Source organism: Paraburkholderia sp. CI3 (assembly GCF_050436505.1).
GTDB classification, from domain to species: Bacteria; Pseudomonadota; Gammaproteobacteria; order Burkholderiales; family Burkholderiaceae; genus Paraburkholderia; species Paraburkholderia tuberum.
Window position 1 is genome coordinate 147,203 of record NZ_JBNDMI010000002.1, and the last position, 26,999, is coordinate 174,201.

Here is a 26,999-nt window from a genome sequence, read left to right on the forward strand (position 1 = left end):
GTTTAAAAGAGTCGCGTGCGTATGCACGCGACCTGTGACCGGAACAACCTTCGTCGCTCACGCCGCCGACGACATCTTTCTTGGTTGCGTCAGCATGGCGGGTTGAAGAATCTCGTCGAGCTGCGCCTGACTCAACAGCCCTTTGTCGATCACGATCTGCGCGACGCTTTTGCCCGACGCAAGCGCTTCCTTCGCGACTTCGGTCGAGTGCGTATAGCCGATGTACGGGTTCAGCGCGGTCACGATGCCGATCGAGCTCTCGACGATCGCGCGCAGCCGCTCGCGATTCGCGGTAATGCCGTCGACGCATTTCGACGCGAGCGTGAGGCACCCTGCGCGTAAATGCGCGACGCTCTTGAACAGGCTGTGCGCAATGATGGGCTCGAACGCGTTGAGCTGGAGCTGCCCCGCTTCGGCGGCGAAGCTCACCGTCACATCGTTGCCGATGACTTCGAACGCGATCTGGTTGACGACCTCCGGAATCACCGGATTCACCTTGCCCGGCATGATGCTCGAACCCGCCTGCACCGGCGGCAGGCTGATTTCGCCGAGGCCCGCGCGAGGACCGCTCGAAAGCAGGCGAAGATCGTTGCAGGTCTTGGAGAGTTTTACGGCGACGCGCTTCAGTACGCCGGAGAGTTGCACGAACGAACCGACATCCTGCGTCGCTTCGATCAGATTCGGCGACGTGGTCAACGCGATACCGGTTATTTCCCTCAAGTGCCTGCATGCAAGCTGCGCGTATTCCGGATGTGTATTGATGCCGGTGCCGATCGCCGTCGCGCCGAGATTGATCTCGCAGATGAGCTGGGCCGCTTCCTTCAGCCGCTCTTCGTCTTCGTCGAGCATCACAGCGAAGGTGCTGAACTCCTGGCCGAGCGTCATCGGTACGGCGTCCTGAAGCTGCGTGCGGCCCATCTTCAGGTCGTTGCCGAATTCCACCGCCTTGCGTTCGAACGATGCGCGCAACACGCCCATCGCGTCGACCAGTTGCATGATGCCCGCGTACGTGGCGATCTTGAGCGCGGTCGGATAGACGTCGTTGGTGCTCTGGCCGAGATTCACGTCCTCGTTCGGATGGAGAACCGCGTATTCGCCGCGCTGTTGCCCGAGATGTTCGAGCGCGAGATTGGCGATGACCTCGTTCGCGTTCATGTTGGTCGACGTGCCCGCGCCGCCCTGAATCACGTCGGCGACGAAATGCTCGTGCGCGGTGCCTGAGCGCACTTGCCTGCATGCGTGCACGATGGCCTGCATCTTCACTGCGCTCAATAGGCCGAGATCGTAATTCGCGAGCGCGGCGGCCTCTTTCACGCTCGCCAGTGCGTTGACGAGGTTCGGATACACGCAGATCGGAATACCCGTGATGGGAAAGTTTTGCAGCGCGCGCAGCGTGTGTACGCCGTAGTACGCGGTCGCGGGCACGGCGAGATCGCCGAGAAGGTCGTGTTCGATACGTTCGGTCGGTGCAAGCATGATTACCTCTCAGGTTCTGAAATCGACAGGCGAGCGGGGTCATCCGGCACACCTCGTGTGCAGGTCCGTCGCATTGACTGGGTGATGCGGTTGGGTTATCGAGGCGGCGCTGTCGCGCAGGCGACACACTGCTTCGCGAGCACGTCGGTCGGATCGACCACGCTCACGCGCGCGCCGTTCGCGCCGATCACATACGGCTCGCGAATCAGCAGCGGCAGTTCCGTGCAGCCGAGAACGATCACTTCGACGCCGTCGGCGATAAGCCCGTCGATCGCCGCGGCGAGGTCTTGCTGGCACTGCCCCGCCGTGAATCCGGCCTTCACGCCTTCCGTGCCGTAGATCGCGTCCATCACGCGCGCCTGCAGCGCGGGTGCCGGGACGACCTGCCGCAAGCCGTGCGATTCGAGCGCCTTTTCGTAGACGCCGCTCGCGAGCGTGCCGGAAGTCGCGAGCACGCCGACCGAGCGCAGCGCGGGAAACGACTCGCGCAGATAACGCACCGTCACCGTCAGCATATTGATGATCGGCACGCCGAGATAAGGCTGTATCCGCTCGACGAAGGCATGCGCCGTATTGCACGGGATCGCGATCAGATCCGCGCCGCCCGTTTCGAGTTTCTTGCAGGTCGCATAGAGCGAGATGGTCGGGTCGGGTCCATCGCCGATCAGATTCTCCGTGCGATCCGGGATCTGCGGGTTCTGCTCGACGAGCAGCTTGATGTGGTCCTGATCGCGCCGCGCGGGCGTCGCGCGCACGATCTTGTGAATGAAATCGACGGTGGCCGCCGGACCCACGCCGCCCACCACGCCGACCTTGAAGATCGTCTCGGGCGTGTGGTACTGGCCGGACACCACGTACTGCGCATAAGCCAGGTTCGAATCGACGAGCGGCACGCGCAACGCACCGAGTTCGTCCGCGACCAGCGCGATCTCGGTGAGCCCCGGCACGATGACGTTGGCGCCCTGTTCGATCAGGTCCTCGCACGCCGCCCGCAGCAACTCGGCCGGACGGCCACGCAGATTGCCGCTCGTCACGCCATCCTCGCCATAAACGGCCTCGGTGACGAAATCGATGCCGTCGCCGATGCGCGGGTGGATCACTTCGAACTCGGGCGCCGCGAAGTACTTCTCGAACAGGCGCCTGCGCCGCGTATGCGCCGACGCGAGCACGCCCACGCGGCGCACCGCGGGAAATCTTCTGCGCACGTGGCTGCGCACCGCATCGATCATGTCGACGATCTGCAGCGGCGAATTGGCCTTCAGTTCGTCGATGAACGTGTGACTCAGGAAGCACGGCAGCACGACCGTCGTCACGCCGCGCTTCTCGAAGCTGCTGATCAGATCGAAGATGTACAGCTTGCGCTGCGTCAACGTCTCGCTGTCGGCATTGGCGCTGCGAAACGGCTGCTGCTCGAAGATCGCATCGAAGTGCTCGGCGTCGCGCGTGGCCGGCGTCGATTTGATCAGTTTGAAGAACACGTCCGCGCTCGCGAGCGGGCCGAGCCCGCCCACCACACCGAACTTGCGCGCGCTCGTGGCAGACGTTGCGTCGATGCCGCTCATTTCGTCTCGCCTTCGAGCCGGCCGAACGAAGCCGTCGCCATCGCCGTGCGGCGTTCCTGCCGCGTCACGCGCTGGCCCTCCCACTTCGCGATGGCTGCCGTCGCGATGCTGTTGCCGATCACGTTGGTCGCCGTGCGCCCCATGTCGAGAATCTGGTCGATCGCGAGCACCAGCACGACGCCCGATGGCGGCAAATGGAACATCGGCGCCACGGCCGCGACGACCACCACCGAGCCGCGCGCGACACCCGCCATGCCTTTGCTGCTCACCATCAGCACGAGCAGCATCACGATCTGCGTGCCGATCGGCATGTCGATGCCGAACGCCTGCGCGATGAAGATCGCGGCGAAGGCCTGATACATCATCGAGCCGTCGAGATTGAACGCATAGCCGAGCGGCAACGTGAAGCCGACCACTTTCTTGTCGACGCCGAATTCCTCCAGCTTCTCCGTCAGGCGCGGATACGCCGCCTCGCTGCTCGCGGTGGAGAACGCCAGCATCGCGGGTTCGCGGATCGCCTTGAGCAAAGCCCAGACAGGCTTGCCGAGAAACGCGTAGCCGGCGAGGATCAGCGCCGCCCACAGCAGCGCGAGCCCCGTATAGAAGCTGGCGACGAGCTTGCCGTACGTCGTCAGCACGTCGAGGCCATGCACCGTGATCGCCGATGCCAGCGCGCCGAACACACCGACGGGCGCGAGACGCATCACATAGTCGGTCAGTTTCAGCATGGTGGGCACGAGCCCTTCGACGCCCGCGATCAGCGGCGCGACGCGCGGGTCGGACTTGATCACGCTGAGCACGATGCCGAACATCACCGAGAACACGAGGATCTGCAGGATATCGTTGCGCGCCATCGCATCGACGATGCTGGTGGGGAACGCGTGTGTGACGAAGTCCTTGAAGTTCAGGCTCGACGTGTTGAGGCCGGTGGCCACGTCAGCGCTCGTCTGGGACATGTGCAAGCCCGCGCCCGGTTGCAGCAGATTCGCGAGCACGAGGCCGAGCGCGAGTGAGAACAGCGACGCGCACAGGAACCACGCGATCGAGCGCAGACCGATGCGGCGCACGTCGCTCGTGCCTTCCATGCCGGCGAGACCTGACACGAGCGTGGCGAACACCAGCGGCGCAATGATCATCTTCACGAGCCGCAGGAAGATATCGGTGACGATGGAAAAGTAGCCTGCGATCTCCTTCGCCTGCGCGGCATCGGCCGCCGTGCGATGGCAGACATAACCGACGGCCACGCCGAGCAGCATGCCGGCGAGGATGTAGAGGGTAAGCCGATTCTTCATGTGTCTCCGTCCTGAGATTATTTGTGACTGGACGGAATTCTAGAGACGGCAGAAAAGACGTGAATGCTAGTGTTGCATACGGCTATGCAAGTTTCGCATAACGCGGGATAACCCTAGCGGCGCTATTCGGCTGACCCCGACGAGGCCCGCAGATGCCGCCACAGCGTATCGAGCAGTTCAGTGCGGTTCGTGAGGTCGCGATACACGCGCAACTCCAGCTCCAGTTGCCATTCGGAGCGGCCGGCGGCGACAAGCTGGCCGCTGTCGAGTTCGGCGGCGATCGAGCTCTTCGGCAGCCAGGCGACACCCTCGCCTTCCAGCACGAGCTTCTTCACGACCTCGGCCATGTCGGATTCATAGTGAAGATGCAAGGCGGGCGACGCTTTGCTCTGCTCCATCAGCAACGCGAAGCAGCGCCCAAAGTAGCTCGTCTCCGTATAGGCGATGAACGGCATCGGATGTTCGATCACGCCGGGCAGACGGTACACGTGCGCAAGCCGCTGATTGGGCCTGCATACCGGCATGAAAGTATCGACGCCCACGGTCACGCATTCATACCTGGTCGGATCGAGATGCAACGGCAGCTGCGGATGGTGATAAGCGAACATCAGCTCGCAGTTGCCGTTGACCAGCATCAGTATCGAATCGTGCACGTTCGCCGGAATCACGCGCGCGCGCACTTCGCCGACATGCTTGGACAGCGTGCGCAGCCACGCGGGCAGGAAGTTGAGCGCGATCGTGTGGCCGGCTGCGATCTGCAGGCTCGTGCCGGCGATGCGCTGTTCGGTGCGAATGATGGCGCGCGTGTCGAACAGCTTGTCGAGGATGTCTTCGGCCGCGTCACGAAACAGTTGCCCTGCCGGGGTCAGGGTCGGCGGAAAGCCGCTGCGATCGACGAGATCGGCGCCGACCCACTGTTCGAGCGACTGGATCCGTCTGCTGAAACCCGACTGCGTGACGTTGCGAAACTCCGCCGCCCGGGAAAAGCTCTGATAGCGGGCGAGCGCGATGAAGTCTTCGATCCACTTGATTTCCATCAGCCATCGGTCTCCGGTCCGGCGACGAATGGACTCGCCGATGCGCCCGCAATTCTACGCTTGGCCGTGCCGCCCGCTGACTATGGGACCGGCGTCAAACCGCTATGCACAGGTACTTGATCACAAGGTAATCATCGATCCCGTAGTGCGAGCCCTCCCTGCCGAGACCCGACTGCTTCACGCCGCCAAAGGGCGCGACTTCATTAGAAATCAGGCCGGTATTGATGCCCACCATTCCATATTCGAGTTGCTCCGCCACGCGCCAGATGCGGCCGATATCGCGGCTGTAGAAGTAGGCGGCCAGGCCGAACTCGGTGTCGTTGGCGAGCCTCACCACTTCTTCGTCGCTGGAGAAACGGAACAGCGGCGCGAGCGGGCCGAACGTCTCGTCTTTCGCCACAGCCATCTGCGCTGTGACGTCGGTCAGCACCGTGGGCTCGAAAAAGCCGTGGCCGAGCGCGTGGCGCTTGCCGCCGGTGGCGAGCGTCGCCCCTTTGCCGAGCGCATCGGCGATGTGCGCTTCGATCTTGCTGAGCGCGGCGTCGTTGATCAGCGGACCCAGCGTGACGCCGCCCTCCATGCCGTGCCCGACCTTCAGGGCTTCGACTGCCGTAGCCAGCTTCGCCGCGAACGCGCCGTACACCCGCTCATGCACGTAGAAGCGATTCGTGCACACGCACGTTTGTCCGTTGTTGCGGTACTTCGATGCAATCGCGCCTTCCACCGCGGCGTCGAGATCGGCGTCGTCGAATACGATAAATGGTGCATTGCCGCCCAGTTCGAGCGTGACCTTCTTCACCGTGGGCGCGCTTTGCGCCATCAGCAGTCTGCCCACCCCCGTCGATCCGGTGAACGACAGCTTGCGAACCACGGGACTACTCGTCATCGCGCCGCCGATCGCCTTCGGCTCGCCGGTCACGATGTTGAGCACGCCCCTGGGCACGCCGGCCCGCTCGGCCAGAACCGCGAGCGCGAGCGCGGAGAACGGGGTGGCTTCGGCGGGCTTCACGACGATCGGGCAGCCCGCCGCGAGCGCCGGGCCCACCTTGCGGGTAATCATTGCGTTCGGAAAATTCCACGGCGTGATCGCGGCGCACACGCCGATCGGCTCCTTGATGACGACGAGCCGCTTGTCCGACGCCGGCGTCGCGAGCGTGTCGCCGGCCACGCGTTTGCCTTCCTCGGCGAACCATTCGATGAACGATGCGCCATAAGCGATTTCGCCTTTCGCTTCCGCGAGCGGCTTGCCCTGTTCCGCGGTCAGGATCAGCGCAAGGTCATCGGCGTGCTCGATCATCAGCTCGTACCAGCGGCGCATCACGCCCGCACGCTCCTTGGCCGTGCGGGCTCGCCATGCTGGCCATGCGGCGTTGGCCGCATCGATTGCCCGCATCGTTTCGGCTTCTCCCATCAAAGGCACGCTGCCGAGCGCTGCGCCCGTTGCCGGGTCCGACACGTCGAAACTCGCGCCCGAGTCGGCGGGGCACCATTGCCCATCGATATAAGCCTGATTGCGCAGAAGCGCCGCGTCCTTCAATAGGGTCTTCAATTCCACGTTACTTTCCTTCGATACGCAAAATGCGGTTGATGCCGCCTTCCACCCGCCGGTCAATTGGAAACGCGGGTTAGCCCGCCTGACGCCACACCGCCTGCTCGGGCCCGTCCGCCAGCAGCTTGCGGGCGATTTCGGCCACTCTGTGCACATGCGCAATCGCGGCCTTGCGCGCGGCGGCGGTATCGCGAGCCTCGATGGCCGACAGGATCCGGTGCATCTCGTCGACGGCCTGACGGCCGCGGTCGTCGGAAGCGATCGTCAGCGCTCTCAAGCGGTTGATGCGCGCGGTCAACGACTGCACGATTTCCCAGGCCACATGCTTTTTGCCGCTGATGAACATGCGTTCGTAGAAGGCCGAAGTGAGCGCTCTGACGGCCTGATGATCCTGCGCTTCGAAGGCCGTCTGGATCTGGTCGATGAATGCAGCGAGATCCGCGATCGTGTGCTCGTCGGCATGCTGCGCGCATGCCATCGCCGCCTCGCCTTCGAGCAGCGCGCGAATTTCGTAAATCTCCGCCGCCGTATCGAAGTCGAGCACGGCGACGATCGGCCCCTGGTTCGGTATCGAGTCGACGAGCCCTTCCGTTTCCAGATGCCGCAACACCTCGCGCACCACGGTGCGGCTCACGCCGAGAATCTCGCACAGCGTGCGCTCGACGAGCCGCTCGCCGGGATGGAAATGGGCCTCCAGGATCGCCGTGCGCATTTTCTCGAGCGCGAGTTCGCGCAAGGTGGCCGTAGGGCGTTGAACCTTCAGCGATGGCAGTGCGCCGCTCATGGCAGCCGCCGTCATGCTTGGGAGAACAGGCGCACATCGCGCGCGTCCCAGTCGACGAGCGCCTGGGTGCCGATCGCGATGCCGCTGTCGTGGCGATGCGCGGCCGGCATCCGGATCGAGATTTCCTGCTGCCACGGCGTCGCCACCGCGTAGTGCATCGCGTCGCCGAGATACGTGATATCACGCACCGTCACAGGCAGGCCGCTGGTGCCGTTCACCCCGCTTGCACGTTGCAGCGTGCTGATGCGCATCTGTTCAGGGCGGATCATCAAGGTGCCGTCGTCGCCTGCGGTCAGCCCGGGATTGAAGGCGTCCGAGGCGATCTCATGACCGTTCGGAAACACGCCGTTCATGCGGCCTTCGCTATTCTTCGTGACCTTCACCGGCAAGAAATTCGAATTGCCGATGAAGCTCGCGACAAAGCGCGACTCGGGGTTCGCGTAAAGCTCCTCACCGGTGCCCACCTGCTCGATGCGGCCTTTGTTGAACACCGCGATGCGGTCGGACAGGCGCAGCGCCTCTTCCTGGTCGTGCGTGACGTAGAGGATCGTCACGCCCGTCTCCTGGTGGATGCGGCGCAATTCGAGCTGGATTTCCTCGCGCAGCTTCTTGTCGAGCGCGGACAGCGGCTCGTCCATCAGCAGCACCGGCGGATCGTAGGCCAGCGCGCGCGCGATCGCCACGCGTTGCTGTTGCCCGCCCGACAGCTGCGCGGGCATCCGGTCGCGGCACTCGGACAGATGCAAGAGCTTGAGCATCTTGTCGACCTTTGCTTTGATTTCGGCTTCGGGGCGGCGGCGCACGCGCAGCGGAAACGCCACGTTCTCGCCTACTGTCAGATGCGGGAACAGCGTGTAGCGCTGAAACACCATGCCGATGTTGCGCTTGTTCGGCGCGACCGCCAGCAGCGGCTTGCCGTCGAGCAGCACGCGGCCATCGGTAGGCTCCTGGAAGCCCGCGACGATATACAGTGTCGTGCTCTTGCCCGAACCGGACGGTCCGAGAAACGTCATGAATTCGCCCTTGCGCACATCGAGAGAAACCTGGTCGATGGCGACGACATCGTCGTAGGTCTTGCGCAGACGCTGGATTTGCAGGAGTGCAGTCATGGCTTGCTTACCTCGGTTAGCGCGCGCGGCGCAGTACGGCGCCCGCCAGCATCAATACGGTCGTCAATGCGACCAGCAGTGAGGACGCCGCCGCAACGACGGGCGTCAGGTCCTGCCGCAGCGTCGACCAGATACGCACGGGCAGCGTTTGCAGAGTCGGGCTCGACATGAAGATCGACACCACGACTTCATCCCACGACGCGAGAAACGCGAAGATCGCGGCGGCGAACAGACCGAGCCGGATCGCGGGAAGGGTCACGCGCAGCTTCACGGTGAGCGGCGACGCGCCACAGATCAGCGCGGCATCTTCGAGCGCCGTATCGAAGCTCACCAGCGAGTTGCTGATGGAGATGATCGAGAACGGCAGCGCGATGATCAGATGACCGAGCACAAAGCCGGTCATCGTGCCGTTCAGGCCGATGCGCAGAAAGAACGCGTACAGCGCGACGGCCAGAACGACGACCGGCAGCACCATCGGTGTCAGGAAGAAGCCTTTCACCGCCTCGCGGCCGCGGAACTTGCCGCGCACCAGCGCAAGCGACGCAAGAAAACCGAGCAACACCGACAGAGCCATCACGATCACTGCCAGCTTCGCGCTCGTGAGCAGCGAGTCGATCCAGCCCGGGTCCGTGAAAAGCTGCCGATACCACTCCAGCGTCCAGCCCGGCGACGGGAAGATCAGCCACTGCGAATCGCCGAACGACAGCGCGACGATGAACACGATCGGCAGCAACAGAAACAGTGCGACGGCCGCGCCTATGGCCACCAGCGCCCAGCGTAGCCCACCGAGACGATCGAAATCGAGCAACATGTCAACGTCCTCCCTGAATTGCGCGCGCACTGCCGGTGAAGCGCAATTGCAACGCATAGAGCACGAGCGTCACGCTCAGCAGTACGAAAGCGGCGGCACCGGCCAGGCCCCAGTTCAGCAGTTCCTGCACGAGCTGTGCGATGAGTTCGGCGAGCATCATGTAAGACGGACCGCCGAGCAGCGCCGGCGTGACGAAATAGCCGAGCGCCATCACGAATACCATCAGCGCGCCGGAAGCCACGCCCGGCATCGCGAGCGGCACGAGGATGCGCCAGAACGCCTGCCAGCGGCTCGCGCCGCAGACCGCGGCGGCGCGCAGCGTCGACGGGTCGATGCCGCGCAGCGTCGCGTGCAGCGGCATCACGAGGAACGGCAGCATGATGTACGTCATGCCGATCGTCACGCCGGTGAGGTTGTTCACGAGCGCGAGCGGCTCGTGAATCAGGCCGATCGCCATCAGCGCGCGGTTGATCGGACCCGTGCCCTGCAACAGCACCATCCAGGCGAAAGTCCGTGCGAGCAGGTTGGTCCACATCGACAGCAGCAGGATCGCGAATAGCACAGCGCTGAGCCTGCGCGGCGCGATCGCGAGCAGCCACGCCATCGGAAAGCCCACCAGCACCGTGACGAGCGTCACGACCGTCGCGACGAGGAAGGTATTGCCGAAGACACGCAGATACGTGGTCGAACCAATCAGCTGCTGATAGTTCTCCAGTCCCAGGGTCGGCTCGAGCACGCTGCGCAACAGCAGCGACAGTACCGGGAGCAGGAAGAAGATCAGCAGCAGCAGCATGGCCGGCGTCAGCAGCCAGATGCTGCGCCAGTCGCGCCGCTTGCGCGCGGCCATCGCGGGCGGATGCGCGACGGTACTCATTACGTTGGGCATGATGTCTCCTGCTCGGTGTCTCTCTGCACGCCGGTTCACTGCGCGGCGCTCGGCTCTAACCTCGGTCCGTGCCGGTTATTTCGATTGCCACGCGTACCAGCGCTTCGCAATCGCGTCACGGTTGTCGGCCCAGTACTTCATGTCGAGATTGATTTGCGAGTCCTTGTACTGGTCAGGCAGCGTCTTCGCCATCGCGGCCGGCATCAGCGCGGCCGACTTCACGTTGATCGGCGCGTACCCCGTCTCGGCGGCGAATTTCGCCTGCGCCTGCGGGCTCGTGGCGGCCGCCAGATACTTCATCGCTTCCGCGCGATGCTTCGCGCCCTTCGGAATCACGAGCATGTCGGCGGCGGTCAGGTTCTGGTTCCACGAAATGGCCACCGGCACACCGGTCTGCGCGAGCGCGTGCAATCGCCCGTTCCAGAACATCCCGATCGGCGCTTCACCCGACGCGAGCAGCTGCTGCGACTGCGCGCCGCCGCTCCACCAGACGATGTCGCCCTTGATCGTGTCGAGCTTCCTGAATGCGCGGTCGAGGTCGAGCGGGTAGAGCTTGTTCGGCGGCACGCCATCGGCAAGCAGCGCGATTTCCAGCACGCCCGGCGCCGACCACTTGTAGAACGTGCGCTTGCCGGGGAATTTCTTCGTGTCGAACAGATCTGCCCACGTCTGCGGCTGCGCGCCCGTGTACTTCGACTTGTTGTAGCCGAGCACGAACGAGTAATAGAAGCTGCCCACTGCGTCGGGAGTTGCAAAGCGCGGGTCCAGTTCGTCCTTCTTGACGACCGAGTAGTCGATCGGCTCGATCAGGTCGGCCTTTTGCGCAGCGTATGCAAAGTCGCCTTCCACATCGACGACGTCCCAGCTCACGTTGCCGCTATCGACCATCGCCTTCAGCTTGCCGTAGTCGGTCGGGCCATCCATCAACACGGTGATGCCGCTCGCCTGCGTGAACGGCTGCGCCCAGTTCTTCTGTTGCGACGACTGCGTGGTGCCGCCCCAGCTGGTAAACACGATCGGGTCTGCCGCGAGTGCGGGCGCTGCCGCGAGCGTCGTCGCGCAAGCAACGAACAACGGCGCGATAAACGGGATGCTTCTGCTGCTCATGTCTGTCTCCGGGATGCGGTTGGGTGTTGCCTGGTCGGTCCAGCGGCGAGAAAACGCGCCGGCTTCATCTTTGTAAGTTGCGGGTTGCAGCACTTCGATGCCTGGTTGCCGCGGTGCCGCGCTCTCATTGAGCGAGGCCGAGCGGCTGCACGGTGCCGGCTTCGCAATCGCCGACATAAATGCCGAACGCGTCCTGTCTGCGTTCGCGCTCATAGCGTTCGAGCATCGAGCACACGGCGGCGTCGCTCACTTCGTCCCACGGAATCTGGGACAGCGGCACGATGCGCACGCTGCTGTCGAGCCACGGCGAGCCGTTGGGAATCACGCGGCCGCGATAGTAGATTTGCACGCCGGGCTCCTTGCCGCTGCCGTCCTCGAACACCGCGAATAGAAAGTCGAGATGCACGCGCAGGCCCAGCTTGGCGAGCACGCCGTGCAGGCTCGCGGGGTCGCTGGCCGGTTCGAGCTTGAGGCCCGTTGGCAGCCCCAAGCCTTTGCCCGTGTCGACGAGCACGAGCCCGTCGCGATGCTCGAGGATGGCGCCGACTCTCGCGCGCGCACCGGCCGCGGCCAGCGCGTCCTGCGACAGGCTGAAGTTCACGTACGCGCCGCGGCAATAGCCAAGCGGCGACGAGCTCGTTTGCACGAAGTCCACCACGCGACCGATCAGGATGATGTGATCGCCCGCATCGACCACTTCATGCGTCGTGCAGTCGAAGCTCGCCGCCGCGCCGTCCATCACCGGCGCGCCCGTTTTGCGCGTGCTCCATGGCACTTGCGCGAACTTGTCCGTGGCCTTCGATGCGAACACGCCCGACACCTGCTTCTGGTCTTCGGCGAGCACGCTCACCGCGAAGCGGCGGGTATCCGAGAACACCGCATAACTCGCCGCCGTCTTCGCGATGCACACGAGAATCAGCGGCGGATCGAGCGACACCGACGTGAACGAGTTCGCCGTGAAGCCGCGCGGCGAGCCGTCTGCCTGGATCGTCGTGACGACGGTCACGCCCGTCACGAATGCGCCGAGCGCGCGACGAAATTCGGCGATATCGAAAGCGGGTACCGCCCTTGGGGCGGTGATCGACTCAGCCATGGCGTTCTCCGGTTGGTACTGCGGTAGTTGTCACGTTCGTTGCTGCATTCGTCCCCTGCCCCGGCGAAGCTTCGACAAGGAACGCGAGCAGGCTTGCGTTCACGCGCTCCGGGTCGGTGACGTTCATCATGTGGCGCGCGTTCGCGATGACTTCGGCGTGGCCGCGTGGTGCCGCTGCCGCCATCGCCCGCGACATCTGCGCGCTCGAATTCAGATCGCGCTCGCCCGTCAGAAATAGCGCGGGAACAGCGAGACTCGCGAGACGCCCGACATGCGCGTCGTCCGAGCATGCGAACAGACGGTAGGTGCGCACGTAGCCCACCGGATCGACGGCAAGCAGCAGCGCACGCACCGCCCGCGCGGCCTGCGTCAGGTGTCCTGGAATGGGATCGCCGAACCAGCGCGACAGCGTTCCGTCCACCCCAGTGTCGGCGGGCGCATCGCTCAGCAAGGCCGCGCGCGTCATCACCGCCTCGCGCTGTGCCGGCGTGCGGTCGTACACCGCGTTCAACGCGACGACGCTCAGCGTGCGCTCGGGGTGGGTCAGCGCGAATTCGAGCGCGACTAACGCGCCCATCGAATGCCCCACCACGTGCGCGCGGTCGATCTGCAGTGCGTCGAGCAGCGACGCGAGCTGCGCCGCGTATTCGTCGAGCGTGGGCTCCGCGCTCGGCAGCACGCTGTCGCCGTGCCCCAGCATGTCGTACACAACGACGCGAAACGATTCGGATAGCGCATCGATCTGCGGCGCCCACACGCTCTGATTCATGCCCACGCCGTGGATCAGCACGACGGTTTCGGGGGCGGCGTCCGATTGCGGCGCGTACACGCTGTAGCAGGTGCCCGCGGTTCGACCCCGCTGGCCATGCGAAGTCGCGCGCGTCGGCGACAGATCGGGCTTCATCAGACACGCTCCAGATGGCGATGCGGACCGCAGCCAGGCAGCGTGCACGCTTCCAACGTCATAGGGTTCTCCTTTCAGGCTTCGAGCCGCAAATCACAATCGATGAGATTATGGTATTCCATATTATTGCCCTCAACAATGTCCAACGTATTATGGAATACCATGATATTGCGGAGAGTTGCGCTGGCACGCTTTGGGCTACGCGCGTGTTTGCCCGGTCAAACAGACCAAAGAAAAGGCCGCCGGCATGTGCCGGCGGCCTTGATGGGGAGGGCTACAGACGGGCTCAGGCGTCGCCGGCCGCCTCGTTCTGCGAGGCAAGAACCGTCAAGGCCAGTTCCGACACCCGCTTGATATGCGCGAACGACGCTGCGGCAGCCGCGTCGCCGTCGCGCCGCTCGATCGCATCGAGCAGCAGGTTCATTTCGCGGTTCGAGTCGCTGCCTCGCCCCGGCGTCGCGATGGTCAACGCGCGCAGGCGATTGATGCGTGCGTTGAGCGACGTGACGACCGCCAGCGACACCTGCTTGTTCGCGGCTTCGAAAAGCATCTCGTAGAAGCGCTCGGTGAACTCCAGCACGCGCGGCAGATCGCGTTTCTCGAACGCATCTTCGATGATCGCGCGGATCTCGCGCAGTTGCCGCACCACTTCAGGGGTGGCACCCTCGGCGCAGGCACGCGCGGCGTTCGCTTCGAGAAGCCCGCGCAATTCATAAATCTCGCCGACTTGGGCGGGGTCGAGGCGTGCAACGATCGGTCCTTGCCGCGCGACGATCTCGACCAGTCCTTCGGTCTCCAGATGCCGCAGCACCTCGCGCACGACGGTTCGGCTCACGCCAAGCTCGTCGCACAGCGTGCGTTCGACGAGGCGCGTGCCCGGCCGGAAATATCCCTGGACTATCGCGGCGCGCAGTTTGTCGAGCGTGAGCTCACGCAAGGTTTTGACATTGCGGTCGATTTTGAGGTCTTGCATAGGCGGCAGTGGGACGATGGACGAAGGCCCGCACACAGGGGCGGGCGTGGGATGCCATATTATGACTTATCTGACATCCAGGCTTGCACGCAAGGGCAAAATCAGCCGCCCAGGCCCTCGACGATCGTGATCTGGGCCCGGCAATGTCCATCGCGCTTCTGTTTGGCGGCCTGATACTCGGGCGAGTGATAGCAATCGAGCGCCGTTTGCATGTCCTTGAACTGGATCACGACGTGCCGTTCGAACGACTCGCCTTCCAGAACCTCCGCAGCACCCCCGCGCGCGAGAAACACGGCGCCGTACCTGTTGAACGCGTGTGGTGCGATGTCCGTGTAGTCCTTGTATTTCGCGGCGTCAAGCACGCTCACGTGGGCGATCCAATATGCAGTCATATCTCCTCCGTCTAAATCCAGAATGGTTTGCGCAATGCCTGCCGCTTCGCGGATGGTCTGACGAACCGCGCGCCACGTCTTTTGGGCGTCGAAGATCGTCATCAAATCCTTCGCAAAAACGCCCTGGTTCCCCACCGGACGCGGCTCGCAGCGACGCCCTGGGTTAACACTCATGGCATGCCGTAAGATGGTATACCACAATGCCTCACACATCCAACCCACTCAGGAAGTTGCCATGAGCGTGATTCGCAAATCCATCCTCCATGTCGAGACCGTCTTCGTCGACGGCGACAAGGCCGCCGCCAAGCCGCTGAAAATGATCGGCGCGGCCGCCGTGATCAAGAACCCGTGGGCGGGCCGCGGCTATGTGGAAGACCTGTCGCCGGAGATTCGCGCGCTCGCGCCGCAACTGAGCGAGCACCTGACCAGGCTGATCATCGACGAAGCCGGTTCGGGCGAAGCGGTCGAAGCGTTCGGCAAGAGCGCCATCGTCGGCCTTGCGGGTGAGATCGAACATGCGTCCGCGCTGATCCACACGCTGCACTTCGGCAACACGTATCGGTCGGCCGTCGGTGCGAAGTCGTATCTGGCGTTCAACAACACGCGCGGCCCCGCCAACGCGCCGCTGCTGATTCCGATGATGGACAAGAACGACGAAGGCCGCCGTTCGCACTACCTGACGCTGCAGTTTGCGATTGCGGACGCGCCGGCCGCGGACGAACTCGTGATCGCGATTGGCGCCGCCACCGGTGGCCGTCCGCATCACCGCATCGGCGATCGCTACAAAGACCTCGCAGAGCTCGGAAATGACCTCAAGAACCCTGCGGCTGTCAAATAAGCGCGTCGCGCACTATCTGGAGAAGGGCACCGGCGAACCGCTGGTCCTGATCCACGGCGTGGGCATGCAGGCGCTGGCCTGGTATCCGCAAATCGAAGACCTGTCGCCCGAATTCCGGGTGATCTCGGTCGATATGCCGGGCCACGGTCGAAGCGATCCGCTCGAGCCGGGCGCCGGCTTGCCGCAGTTCGTCGAGTGGGCAGCGAGTTTCATCGAGGCGCTGGACTTGGGCTCCGTCAATCTGGCCGGCCATTCGATGGGCTCGCTGATCGCCGCGGGCGTCGCGCTCACGCGCGCCGATCTGGTCAAGCGCGTCGCCGTGTTGAACGGCGTGTATCGGCGCACCGCGCAAGCGCGTGACGCCGTGCTGCATCGCGCGGCCGGACTGCGCTCGGGCGCCATCGATGTTGCAACGCCGTTGCAGCGCTGGTTCACGGCCGAGGAGTCGCAACGGGTTGCCGCGCTACGGGTCGAGTCGTGGCTGAAGTCGGTGAACCTCTGTGGCTACGCGACCGCCTACACGGCCTTCGCGAACGGCGACGACGTGTATGCCGACGGCTGGAACACGATCGCCTGCCCTGCCCTCGTGCTCACCGGTACCGACGATCCGAACTCGACGCCGGCGATGGCCAGACAGATGGCGCAAGCCGCCCATCACGGCCGCGCCGTCGTGATCGAGAACGAGCGCCACATGGTGAATCTGACCGCTCCTCAGGAAGTCAATCGCGCGCTGCGCGTCTGGTTGCAGACGGCGCCGCAGGCGGAAAACCACGAAGTGGAAGTGTGAAATGAGCCAACAGACGAGCCAGGTAGCCAGCCTGGAAGCAGCGAGACTCAACATGCGCGAGCTGCGCGACGCATTCGGTGCATTCATGACCGGCGTGACGATCGTGACCACCGCCGGTGACGACGGCAAGCCGCTCGGCTTCACCGCCAATTCGTTTTCGTCGGTTTCGCTCGACCCCGCGTTGCTACTGGTGAGCATCGCGAAGACGTCGAGCAACTACCAGACGTTTTCCAGCACCGGGCATTTCGCGATCAACATTCTCGCGGAAGGGCAAAAAGATCTGTCCAACACGTTCGCGCGACCGAGCCACGATCGCTTCGCCAACCTGGGCTGGCACCTGAGCCAAAACCGCAACCCGCTGCTCGACGATGTCAGCGCGTGGTTCGACTGCACGACGCACGCGGTGATCGACGCGGGCGACCATGCGCTGATCGTCGGCAAGGTCGAGGCGTTCCATTCGGCCGGATACGCGGGCCTCGGCTACTACCGCGGCGGCTATTTCACGCCGGCCAGGGTGTCGGCCGAGGTCATCGCGGGCCCGAAGGTCATCGTCAGCGCGATCATCGCGCGCGACGACAAAGTGCTGCTCGTGAAAACAGCAGACGACAAATGGGGACTCCCGTCGAAGGAGATCGGCAAGGAAGGCGCCGACAAAGCACTCGCCGAGATCTTCGGCAAGTACCGGCCCGACGCATCGGCAAGCTTCATCTATTCGGCCTACAACAACACCGAAACCCACTACCAGTACATCTCGTTCCTGTGCAGCGCGCCGGACGAACTCGCCGCTTCGGGTGACGCCTCGGGCAAATTCATCAGCCTCGACGACATCGAGACCGAAGCGTTGCAGGACAGCACATTGGCCAGCATGCTCCACCGCTACCGCAAGGAAAGCCAGTTGAAGAGCTACGGGTTGTATTTCGGCGACCATAGCAACGGCACAGTCCGCCCGCTTCATTCCTGAAAGGTCCACATCATGCGATTTTCCCTCTTCGTTCACATGGAGCGCGTCTCCGAGCACACCAGTCAGAAGCAGTTGTATGACGAAATGATCGAACTTTGCCAGATTGCCGATCGCGGCGGCATGCACGCCGTCTGGACCGGCGAGCACCACGGCATGGACTTCACGATCGCGCCGAATCCGTTCATCAACCTCGCGGACCTCGCGAACAAGACGAAGAACGTGAGGCTCGGCACCGGCACGGTGGTGGCGCCGTTCTGGCATCCGATCAAGCTCGCCGGCGAAGCCGCGATGACCGACATCATTTCGAACGGCCGCCTCGAGTTGGGCATCGCGCGCGGCGCGTATTCGTTCGAATACGAACGCCTCCATCCGGGGCTCGACGCGTGGGGCGCGGGTCAATGCATGCGCGAACTGATTCCGGCCGTGAAAAGGCTCTGGGAAGGCGACTACGCGCACGAAGGCGAGTTCTGGAAATTCCCTTCCACGACCTCTTCACCGCGGCCGCTGCAGCGCCCGCACCCGCCGATCTGGGTGGCCGCGCGCGACCCGAACAGCCACGAGTTCGCGGTGTCCAACGGCTGTAACGTGCAGGTGACGCCGCTGCATCTGGGCGACGAAGAGGTCGAGAAGCTGGTTGGCCACTTCAACGCCGCGTGCGAGAAGTTCAGCAACATGCCGCGCCCGCAGATCATGCTGCTGCGTCACACCTATGTCGCGAGCAGCGAGGACGACGCGCAGATCGCGGCCGACGAAGTGAACACGTTCTACAACTACTTCGGTGCGTGGTTCAAGAACGAGAGACCGGTAAGCCGCGGCATGATCAAGACGCTGAGCCCGCAAGAGATCGCCGCTCATCCGTTCTACACGCCCGCGGCGATGCGCAAGAACAACGTGATCGGCACACCCGGGGAAGTGATTGCGCGCCTGCAGGCATACGAGGCGCTCGGCTTCGACGAGTACTCGTTCTGGATCGATACCGGCATGAGCTTCGAGCGCAAGAAGGCGTCCCTCGAACGCATGATCAACGACGTGATGCCTGCGTTCAAGTAAGGGGCTGACTCCATGGATTCTCATTTTCAGCTGTATATCGACGGACAGTTCGAACCCGGCGCCGCCACGTTCGCGAGCGTGAACCCGGCCACCGGCCAAGCGTGGGCCCAGATGCCCGAAGCGCGCACGGAGCAGGTCAACCGCGCGGTCGAGGCGGCCAAGCGCGCGCTCACCGATTCCGCATGGGCCGGCCTCACCGCCTCGGCGCGCGGCAAGCTGCTCTACAAGCTGGCCGGGGTCGTCGAAAAGGCTGCGTCGCGACTCGCTGAAATTGAAACGAACGACACCGGCAAGATCATTCGCGAGACGTCCAGCCAGATCGCTTACGTCGCCGAGTACTATCGCTACTACGCGGGGATCGCCGACAAGCTCGAAGGGAGCAGCATTCCCGTCGACAAGCCGGACATGCAGGTCTGGCTGGAACGGCAGCCCGTCGGCGTGGTCGCCGCCATCGTTCCATGGAACAGCCAGCTGTTTCTATCCGCCGTCAAGCTCGGGCCGGCGCTCGCCGCCGGTTGCACGGTCGTGCTCAAGGCTTCCGAGGAAGCGCCGGGTCCGCTGCTCGAATTCGCGAAGCTCGTGCACGAGGCCGGCTTCCCGCCGGGCGTCGTCAACGTGATTACCGGCTTCGGGCCGGAATGCGGCGCGGTCCTCAGCAGCCATCCGAAGGTCGACAAGGTCGCCTTCACGGGCGGCCCGGAAACTGCGCGGCACATCGTCTCGAACACGTCGAACAACCTCGCGAAGGTATCGCTGGAACTAGGCGGCAAGTCGCCCTTCATCGTGTTCGCCGATACTGACATTCAGAGCGCCGTGAACGCGCAGGTCGCGGCCATTTTCGCGGCGAGCGGGCAAAGCTGCGTGGCGGGCTCGCGGCTGCTGATCGAAGCCTCCCTGAAAGAGCCGTTTCTCGCACTGCTCGTGGAGCGCGTGTCGCGCATACGCGTGGGTTCACCCAACGAGATGACGACCGAATACGGGCCGCTTTGCACCGAGAGGCAACTGCGCAACATCGAGAAGGTCGTCGCGAACTCAGTGCGCCAGGGCGCCAGGGTGCTCGCCGGCGGCAAGGCGCTGGAGCGCGACGGCTACTATTACGCGCCGACGATTCTCGACTGCACCGGCGTGAGCAACGCGGACAGCATCACGACGGAGCTGTTCGGGCCGGTGCTTTCGGTGGATACGTTCGCCACGGAGCAGGAAGCGGTCGAGAAGGCGAACAGCACCGCCTACGGCCTCGCCGCGGGCATTTTCACCACCAACCTGACTCGCGCGCATCGCGTTTCGAGGCGCGTGCGCTCGGGGATCGTCTGGATCAACACCTATCGCGCTGTGTCGCCGCTCGTGCCGTTCGGCGGCTTCGGTCTTTCCGGCCACGGTCGCGAAGGCGGCATGGCCGCCGCGCTCGAATACACGACGACGAAGTCGGTATGGCTGCGCACCTCGGACGAGCCGATCGGCGATCCGTTCGTGATGCGTTGAGCTCAGCGCGCGGTCCGCGCTCATTGTCACGAGCAACGGGCCGCGATCCATTCCCCCGCTGCACCGTTTCAAAGCCGTAGAGGGCAACGCTGTGTCACGTCTATCGAACGTGGCATGGCGCAGCCTGTGTAGTAAAGATGGAGACACTATGAAAAACCAGTCGAACGACAACAGCGTTCTGACCATTGAAAGCAACTCGATCGAGTACGTCGCTCCCGCGGATCGGCATGGCAATCCCGTCGATCTATTCACCCTGTGGTTCTGCACGAACGTCGCGCCGCTTGCGGTGATTTCCGGTGCGACTTCGGTACTGGTCTTTCACCTCGACGTGGTGAGCGCGATTCTCGCGATCGCCGCTGGCCAGTTGTTCGGCGCCATTTTCCATGCGCTGACCTCCGCGCAAGGTCCTCTCGTCGGCGTGCCGCAGATGATTCAAAGCCGCGCCCAGTTCGGCCGTTACGGCTCCCTGCTCGTGGTCGGTTTCACCACGCTGATTTATCTCGGTTTCTTCGTCTCGAACATCATTCTCGCGGGCAAGACGCTGCACACCGCTGCCCCCGCGGTGCCCGTGGCGGTCGGCACGGTGCTCGGCGCGATTCTCGCCACGCTGGTCGGCGTAATCGGCTATCACTTCATCCACCGCTTCAACAAGGTGGGCGCATGGTTCATGGGCAGCGCGCTGCTGATCGGCATGATCATGATGGCGCCTGGTCTCGACGCGCGGATTTTCCAGCAAGGCCATTTCGATGTGTCGAACTGGTTCGCGATGTTTGGACTGTGCGCCGTTTGGCAAATCAGCTTTGCGCCCTACACGTCCGACTATTCGCGATACCTTCCGGCCACCACCGGCTTCGCGAAGACCTTCGCGTTCACGTATTTCGGCACGTCGCTCGGCACGATCTTCGCGTTCCTGTTCGGCGTACTGGCGATCAGCACCAGCCACGCCACCGATGCGATGGAAGCCATCCGCGCGCAAACCGGCCTGTTCGGCTACGTTCTGATCTTGCTGTTCCTGGTCAATATCATCGGCCACAACGGCATGAATCTGTATGGCGGAGTGTTGTCGTTCATTACCGCCGCGCAAACGTTCCGTCCGAACTGGGTGCCGTGCCGCAACGTTCGCATCGTCGTGTCGGCGGTGCTGCTGGTTTCGTCTACCGTCACCGCGTTGTGGGCTTCGAGCAACTTTATCGCGATCTTCCTGACCGCGATCTTCGCGATGCGTATCGTGCTCGCGCCCTGGGTAGCGATCAATCTGGTCGACTTCTACCTGATCAGCAACCGGCGCTACCGCGTGTCCGAGATCATCAGCAGTAACGGTGGCGTGTACGGCTCGTTCAATTTCAAGGCCATCGGGATTTACATCTTCGGCATTGCGATTCAGGTCCCGTTCATGGAAGAGAGCTTCTTCCACGGTCCGTGGGCATCGATCATGGGCGGTGCGGACGTCTCCTGGATCGTCGGACTGGTGGCGACGGCAGTGACCTACTACCTGTTTGGATCGAACGACGGTTCGCGCTCCCGCCACACTGCTCCGGCAGGTGTTGCCGCTTCCGAATGAGCGGACCCAGCTCTATTCGCTCAACAGAACGCCATATCCCGGCGACTTCGCGGCGATGGAAAACCAATCGGCGCTGCCGAGCCGTATCGCCGATGCGAACGACCCAACATCCCCGCCCTCCCTACGAGCCCATTGCGCGTCGCCATGCTCGCGACGCGCGCCATCCCATCAACGATCCCGTCACGCCGGCGAGCTTTCGGTGTTCAGCTTTGACACCAAACCCGTCTTCTCGTCGTAGCGGTAGCCTTGTTTCTCGAGGTGAGCGTTGATCGTTTCGACGACCACTTGCTGCTGAATCTCCTTGCGCAGCAATGCATGCTCCGGCTTGATCTGGCCCAGTTCAGCGGCAAGCCGGCGGCTCAATGTCGCTTCACCTGCGCCACGGGCAAGGACGACGACCATTTTTTCATTCGCCTGAGCCAGTTGCTGCTTCAGTGCGTTCGAGTAGTCGGACCATTTCCTGACTGTCTCCCGCGCTTCGGCAATCGCGGCGGCATGCGCGTCCGCGTCGCGCGTCATCTGCGCCTTCAATGCCTCGAGCTGCTGAGAGTCGGCAGTCACCGGCGACGCCGACTCCAGGCCCGCGACGTTCTCGCTCGCCACCGCGCTTTCGGCCAGTTCGGCCGCGCGCTGCTGCTCCGCGTCGGCACGCTCCTGCGCCTCCGACAAGCTGGCCGACAGTCTCGCGATTTCGGAGGCGCCCGCGTCACGCTCATCGGTCAGGCTGGCGATCTGCGTCTGGACATTCTGCAATTCAAGTGCGGCGGCATTGCGTTCAGCCTGCGCGCCCGCGACCTCTTCCCGGCGGGCCGCGTGCGCTTCCTGCTCGGCCTGCAGCTCCGCGCGAATCGCTTCGAGCTCGCTTTGAAGACGAGCGACCGCTTCGGAATGCGCCGCTTCCAGCCCCGCACGCTCCGTTTCGTCGGCCGGCGTTTCGACGACTGACCCAGCCGACTCGTTCGCCACCTCGCCCTCGCCCGCGGCGTCGGTCTCCTCGTGCGAAACCGCTCGGCGCTCTGCGGCCAGTTCCGCGCTCTGCAGTTCCGCTTCGAGGAGCGAAACGCGCTCAGCAAGTTCCTGCGCGCGCTTCTCCGCCGCGTCGGTCCGTTGCACGGCGAGCGCAATGTCCTCTTCGAGACCGGCGACTGCGTCGACTTTCTCGTCGTAGGCGCTCGTCATCTTATCCAGTTGGACTTGCAGCGCATCGAGTTCCTGGACGGTGGTTTGCAGTTCCGCAAGCGCGTCGTCGCGCTCGTCGCTGGCATCCTCGACACGCTGGCGCATCGCGGCGAGGCGTCGCGCCACTGCGCGTTCAGCTTCATCCTGCGCTGAGCTCCACAGCCGGTCGAGCGCATCGCGCATGGTGTCGGTCACGGCTTCCGGCAACGCAGGACGTTCGACGACCTGCGGCACCCGCGGGGCGCGCGTTTCACGCCACTTGCGCAATGCCGCTGCCACCGCGACCACCGAGCCTGTATGGACTTCGGACCAGATGGCTACCGGAGACACCTTCTCGCCCTCTTCGGCCATCCGGTTTGCGATTTCAGCGACGAGTTCGTCCGTGATCGTAATGTTGCTTGACATGCCTGCCTCGACAAAGTGCACGTGGTGACGAATACCGTTTCGTCGTTCGGGAGGCGGCCCCGCGCTGGGACTCGCCTCGCATACCTACGAATTGTCGAGTACTTCCCCGGCGGTCAATCGTTCGAAAAGCCGAGGTTACGGGGAGGTATTCGTCGGATTGCGCCACCAAAGGTCCGGCACACATGCATTCAGAGCTTCCCGGCGATCCGATCCGCGTGATACGACGACCGCACGAGCGGCCCCGACACCACTTCCATGAACCCCATCTTCAAACCTTCGTCGCGTAGCATGTCGAACGTCGCGGGCGGCACGTATCGCCGCACCGCCATGTGAAACCGCGACGGCGCGAGATACTGGCCGATCGTCAGCACGTCGACGTCATGGGCACGCAGATCGCGCATCGTCGCGAGCAGTTCGCTGTCGGTCTCGCCGAGCCCGGCCATCAGGCCGGATTTGGTCAACACCGTCGCGTTCTGGCGTTTCGCGCGCGATAGCAGTTCGAGCGAGCCGAGGTAGTCCGCGCCGGCCCGTGCCGCCCGATACAGCGACGGCACCGTCTCGATGTTGTGATTAAAAACGTCTGGCCACGCCACGGACAGAGCATCGAGCGCGCGGTCGATTCGCCCGCGAAAATCCGGCGTCAGGATTTCCACGCGAATGCCCGGCACGCGCTCGCGCACGAGCGCAATACAACGCGCGAAGTGCGCGGCGGCGCCGTCGCGCAGATCGTCGCGGTCCACCGATGTAATCACGACGTAGCGCAGCCCGAGCGCCGCGACGGCGTCGGCAAGCCGCGCGGGCTCGTCGTCGTCGAGCGCTTGCGGCCGTCCGTGCGCGACGTCGCAGAACGCACAGCGCCGCGTGCAGATCCCTCCCATGATCATGAATGTCGCGGTGCGCTGCGCGAAACACTCGCCGATGTTCGGACACATCGCCTCTTCGCAGACCGAATGCAAGCTGTGCTCGCGCAGCACCGCCGCCATGCCCGCGACGGTTTCGCTCATCATCGGCCGCGCGTGCAGCCAGGGCGGCTTCGGCAATACGGTCGAATGGTCCGCCGGCACGATCTTCACCGGAATGCGGGCGAGCTTGTCGCGGTTGCGCTTGCCATGCTGGCCAAGCGCCGTGAGGCTGTCGGTATGAGGAGCGGCGTCCATCGCGGTTATCCGAAGAACTCGTTGAGCAGGCGGTTCACCTCCGATGCAGCCTCCATCTGCACCATGTGTCCTTTGCCGTCGATCACGTGCACACGCACCTGAGCGGGCAGCCCCTGCGCGTGCGCGGCAGGAATGATCTGGTCCTGCGCCCCCCAGATCACCAGCGTGCGAGGCGCGAGCGTGTCGAGCCGCTCGCGATAGACGCGGCTTTGCACCCCGCCTTCGAACGCGGACGCGGCAATCTTGCGAAGCGCGACGCTGTACCGGCGCATCGCGCGGCTGGGCATCGTCGGGCCGCATCGCACATAAGCGGCATCGCGATCGCCCGTCTGAGTCTGCCACTGTGCAGACAGCGTCCGATTCCCACGCCCTCACCCGCAGAGTGAAATCTTTTCGCAGTTCGTCCATCGCGAGCGAAAAGACTCTATTTCGGCACAACCCTGCTCCCATGCGCAGTTTGTGCCGACAGACAGGCATGACTTGCCGGACTCAGTGATCGGTCGCAACGAGAGACCACCCACGACCGCGCATCGAATGTCCTGAACGGCTCACGCGACGCACTCGCGACCCGAAGGACTCCCCAACTTCTCTCCGGATTCCTTGCGGGCCGCCTCGCGGCAGCTCGCGCTATTGTCATGATTGCGCGACGTCAATTTCTTGGTTGTCTCACTGCGCTCGGCGGAAGCGTCGTCTTGAGCGCGTGCGGCGGTGGTGGCGGTAGTGGTGGTGATAGCGGTACTGCGGATGCCGGCGGCTCTTCCACGGGCAATTCCACGAACCCGTCGAGCACGACGGCGGCACCCTCTACGGGCACGGCAACCTCCGGTATCGCGACCTCGACGGGCACGACCAGCTCCGGTATTACGACTTCGACTAGCGGCACGACGACGGTGGCGAACGGCTCGTCGCCGACCGCCTCGACTGGAACGGCCTCCACCGGTACGTCCGGCTCGACCTCGGGCGACAGTTCTGGCGCTCCATCGGACCCGAACTCGGGGTCACCCGGCAACGCTTCGAACGCTTCGCCACAGAACACGACCATCCCCCCGGCGACGGTGATTATCGACAGCCAGAACGCGTCGTGGACCCTGGTCGGCGGATCTGTCTACAGGAACGGTGTCGCGGCGGGCAACACCTACAACGTCTCGTTGATACTCTGGTACGGGGGTACGATCTATCACGAGGGAACCGGCGGCCAATTTTACGGATGGAATGGTTCGGGATGGCAGTCGTGCAATGACCCACGTTTGGGCGGCACCTCCGTCGACGGCACCATGATCCCGCCCGCGTCGTATCTGATCGACAAGGTCGGCGCGATATGGACCGTCGTGAACGGTGTCGTGTACCGCAATCGGAGTGCCGTCGGCACAATGTCGAATGCTGCGCTTCTGCTGTGGTACGGCGGCAAGTTCTGGGCACAATCGACCGGCGGTCAGTTCTACGTGTGCGCCGATGCGGATGAATGGTTGCCGTGCAACGATCCGCGCATCGCGACCGCGGCGCCGGCCGGCTCGTTTCACGGTATCAACGGGCATTACGATTATTTGTATTCGACGTCGCAGCTCGTGTCGATCATGCAAGCCCTGGGCTGCTCGACGTACCGGCTCAGCTGTACCGACTACGCACCGCAACTCGCCGCGGTCGTGGCGTTGGCACAAGCATTCCAGCCAGCAGGCTTGACCCTTTTCGTGCTGATCGATGCCGGCATCTACGACGGTAACGGCAACCTGTTCACGAGCGAATCGGCGGCCTACACACGCGGCTTCAATTGCGCGGTAACTGTCGCGACGGCGTTGCAACCCCACGGCGTGACCCTGTACGAATGCGGCAACGAACTGACGCGCGCGGACGGGATCATTCTCGACCCCACCAACGCAGGAACGAGCGTCGTCGACTTCAACAATACGAACTGCCCGCTGATGCGCGGCGTGATGCGCGGCATGATCGACGGGGTCAAGTCGGTGCAGGCGGATGCTAAATGCGGCGTCAACTTTTGCGTCGCGGACACCGGCGCATCCGACGCTCTGTGGGATGGCAAGCAGCCCGATGGCACGAGCGACCATCCGACCGTCAGGTGGGACTTGACTACGTGGCACAACTACGAGGTGTACGGCGACATCTTCGATATCGGCTCCGACGGGTCCGGCCCGGGCTTCGATTTGCCCACCTATTGCAAGGCCCGATATGGCGTCCCCTTCGTGATCTCGGAATGGAACACAGGACCGGAGAAGACCGAGGAGTACCGGGCCAACTACATCACGTCGCGCCTGCTCACTTACTATCAGGCGAGAAAGACGAAGAACATTCAATCGGCGATGTACTACGAGCTCGATAGCGGGGACGCAACTTACGGTCTGGTGATCAACGGCACGGCGCTTGGGCTTCCGTACAATGCGTTCGCGAGTTTTGTCGCGAGCCATCCCGATAGCTGAGCGTCCGCACTCGCTGAGTCCGCGCGCTGCCTACGGTCGATCCGACCTGCGTGAGACGTTGACGGATAACCCGTCCCGGCCGAGACCGCGATAGGTCTTGTAGCCCGGGGCGACGAGTTGCGAGTCAGGCGACCTCTGTTGCAACGCGGCTGTGTCCGTGCATCACGTTACG

General features: G+C 63.7%; 23 protein-coding genes and 1 pseudogene. 7 read left to right on the forward strand and 17 right to left on the reverse strand.

Features of this window, described 5'->3' with window-relative positions; translation table 11 throughout:
- Positions 1 to 57 precede the first annotated feature (57 nt).
- The 14 genes from aspA to OKW29_RS03595 form a co-directional block, all read right to left on the reverse strand.
- Positions 58 to 1,476 (reverse strand): aspartate ammonia-lyase, encoded by a 1,419-nt coding sequence (gene aspA, locus OKW29_RS03530; RefSeq protein ID WP_429289998.1) that lies wholly within the window; start codon positions 1,474 to 1,476, stop codon positions 58 to 60.
- Between the two features lie 95 nt (positions 1,477 to 1,571).
- On the reverse strand, positions 1,572 to 3,038 hold the full coding sequence (locus OKW29_RS03535; protein ID WP_429289999.1) for an aspartate/glutamate racemase family protein: 1,467 nt from the start codon (positions 3,036 to 3,038) through the stop codon (positions 1,572 to 1,574).
- Positions 3,035 to 4,330: a dicarboxylate/amino acid:cation symporter gene (locus tag OKW29_RS03540; RefSeq protein WP_184073154.1), complete on the reverse strand. Its 1,296-nt coding sequence runs from the start codon at positions 4,328 to 4,330 to the stop codon at positions 3,035 to 3,037. Before OKW29_RS03540 ends, OKW29_RS03535 begins: the two co-directional genes overlap by 4 nt.
- Before the next feature lie 122 nt (positions 4,331 to 4,452).
- Positions 4,453 to 5,367: a LysR substrate-binding domain-containing protein gene (locus OKW29_RS03545; protein ID WP_090811571.1), complete on the reverse strand. Its 915-nt coding sequence runs from the start codon at positions 5,365 to 5,367 to the stop codon at positions 4,453 to 4,455.
- A 94-nt stretch (positions 5,368 to 5,461) separates the two neighbouring features.
- Entirely contained in the window at positions 5,462 to 6,922 is a 1,461-nt protein-coding gene (locus OKW29_RS03550; protein WP_429290000.1) for an NAD-dependent succinate-semialdehyde dehydrogenase, read from the reverse strand.
- A gap of 70 nt (positions 6,923 to 6,992) precedes the next feature.
- The gene (locus OKW29_RS03555) at positions 6,993 to 7,700 is read right to left on the reverse strand and encodes a GntR family transcriptional regulator (RefSeq protein ID WP_429290001.1); all 708 of its coding nucleotides are present in this window, start codon (positions 7,698 to 7,700) and stop codon (positions 6,993 to 6,995) included.
- A gap of 11 nt (positions 7,701 to 7,711) precedes the next feature.
- On the reverse strand, positions 7,712 to 8,809 hold the full coding sequence (locus OKW29_RS03560) for an ABC transporter ATP-binding protein (RefSeq protein ID WP_429290002.1): 1,098 nt from the start codon (positions 8,807 to 8,809) through the stop codon (positions 7,712 to 7,714).
- A gap of 16 nt (positions 8,810 to 8,825) precedes the next feature.
- Positions 8,826 to 9,620, reverse strand: a complete 795-nt coding sequence (locus OKW29_RS03565; RefSeq protein WP_429290003.1) for an ABC transporter permease — start codon at positions 9,618 to 9,620, stop codon at positions 8,826 to 8,828.
- A 1-nt stretch (position 9,621) separates the two neighbouring features.
- Positions 9,622 to 10,506, reverse strand: a complete 885-nt coding sequence (locus OKW29_RS03570; RefSeq protein WP_429290004.1) for an ABC transporter permease — start codon at positions 10,504 to 10,506, stop codon at positions 9,622 to 9,624.
- Between the two features lie 75 nt (positions 10,507 to 10,581).
- Entirely contained in the window at positions 10,582 to 11,613 is a 1,032-nt protein-coding gene (locus OKW29_RS03575) for a polyamine ABC transporter substrate-binding protein (protein ID WP_429290005.1), read from the reverse strand.
- Between the two features lie 124 nt (positions 11,614 to 11,737).
- Complete coding sequence (locus tag OKW29_RS03580; RefSeq protein WP_429290006.1) at positions 11,738 to 12,706, reverse strand: flavin reductase family protein; 969 nt, start codon at positions 12,704 to 12,706, stop codon at positions 11,738 to 11,740.
- On the reverse strand, positions 12,699 to 13,610 hold the full coding sequence (locus tag OKW29_RS03585) for an alpha/beta fold hydrolase (protein WP_429290007.1): 912 nt from the start codon (positions 13,608 to 13,610) through the stop codon (positions 12,699 to 12,701). Before OKW29_RS03585 ends, OKW29_RS03580 begins: the two co-directional genes overlap by 8 nt.
- 286 nt (positions 13,611 to 13,896) lie before the next feature.
- A complete protein-coding gene (locus OKW29_RS03590) occupies positions 13,897 to 14,583 on the reverse strand; it encodes a GntR family transcriptional regulator (protein WP_429290008.1) in 687 nt (228 codons plus the stop codon).
- Between the two features lie 101 nt (positions 14,584 to 14,684).
- A complete protein-coding gene (locus OKW29_RS03595) occupies positions 14,685 to 14,975 on the reverse strand; it encodes a DUF1330 domain-containing protein (RefSeq protein ID WP_429290009.1) in 291 nt (96 codons plus the stop codon).
- A 235-nt stretch (positions 14,976 to 15,210) separates the two neighbouring features.
- On the opposite strand from OKW29_RS03595, the gene OKW29_RS03600 reads away from it, so the two are divergent.
- The 6 genes from OKW29_RS03600 to OKW29_RS03625 all read left to right on the forward strand — a co-directional run bounded on the left by OKW29_RS03600 (position 15,211) and on the right by OKW29_RS03625 (position 21,654).
- Complete coding sequence (locus tag OKW29_RS03600; protein WP_429290010.1) at positions 15,211 to 15,813, forward strand: amino acid synthesis family protein; 603 nt, start codon at positions 15,211 to 15,213, stop codon at positions 15,811 to 15,813.
- The gene (locus OKW29_RS03605) at positions 15,782 to 16,600 is read left to right on the forward strand and encodes an alpha/beta fold hydrolase (RefSeq protein WP_429290011.1); all 819 of its coding nucleotides are present in this window, start codon (positions 15,782 to 15,784) and stop codon (positions 16,598 to 16,600) included. Before OKW29_RS03600 ends, OKW29_RS03605 begins: the two co-directional genes overlap by 32 nt.
- 1 nt (position 16,601) lies before the next feature.
- On the forward strand, positions 16,602 to 17,561 hold the full coding sequence (locus tag OKW29_RS03610) for a flavin reductase (protein ID WP_429290012.1): 960 nt from the start codon (positions 16,602 to 16,604) through the stop codon (positions 17,559 to 17,561).
- Positions 17,562 to 17,573: 12 nt separating this feature from the next.
- On the forward strand, positions 17,574 to 18,611 hold the full coding sequence (locus OKW29_RS03615) for an LLM class flavin-dependent oxidoreductase (RefSeq protein WP_429290013.1): 1,038 nt from the start codon (positions 17,574 to 17,576) through the stop codon (positions 18,609 to 18,611).
- Between the two features lie 12 nt (positions 18,612 to 18,623).
- Positions 18,624 to 20,093, forward strand: coding sequence for an aldehyde dehydrogenase (locus tag OKW29_RS03620; RefSeq protein ID WP_429290014.1), 1,470 nt, complete (start codon positions 18,624 to 18,626; stop codon positions 20,091 to 20,093).
- 148 nt (positions 20,094 to 20,241) lie between these two features.
- On the forward strand, positions 20,242 to 21,654 hold the full coding sequence (locus tag OKW29_RS03625; RefSeq protein WP_429290015.1) for a purine-cytosine permease family protein: 1,413 nt from the start codon (positions 20,242 to 20,244) through the stop codon (positions 21,652 to 21,654).
- Positions 21,655 to 21,834: 180 nt separating this feature from the next.
- Here the strand turns inward: OKW29_RS03625 and OKW29_RS03630 are convergent, their stop codons facing one another.
- The 3 genes and pseudogenes from OKW29_RS03630 to OKW29_RS03640 all read right to left on the reverse strand — a co-directional run.
- Positions 21,835 to 23,238, reverse strand: coding sequence for a DNA-binding protein (locus OKW29_RS03630; protein ID WP_429290016.1), 1,404 nt, complete (start codon positions 23,236 to 23,238; stop codon positions 21,835 to 21,837).
- Between the two features lie 188 nt (positions 23,239 to 23,426).
- On the reverse strand, positions 23,427 to 24,395 hold the full coding sequence (gene lipA, locus OKW29_RS03635; RefSeq protein ID WP_429290017.1) for a lipoyl synthase: 969 nt from the start codon (positions 24,393 to 24,395) through the stop codon (positions 23,427 to 23,429).
- Between the two features lie 5 nt (positions 24,396 to 24,400).
- Positions 24,401 to 24,649, reverse strand: a pseudogene (locus tag OKW29_RS03640) (alpha/beta fold hydrolase); the annotation flags it as partial.
- A gap of 381 nt (positions 24,650 to 25,030) precedes the next feature.
- Between OKW29_RS03640 and OKW29_RS03645 the strand changes: the two are divergent.
- A complete protein-coding gene (locus OKW29_RS03645) occupies positions 25,031 to 26,827 on the forward strand; it encodes a hypothetical protein (RefSeq protein ID WP_429290018.1) in 1,797 nt (598 codons plus the stop codon).
- Positions 26,828 to 26,999: the final 172 nt, after the last annotated feature.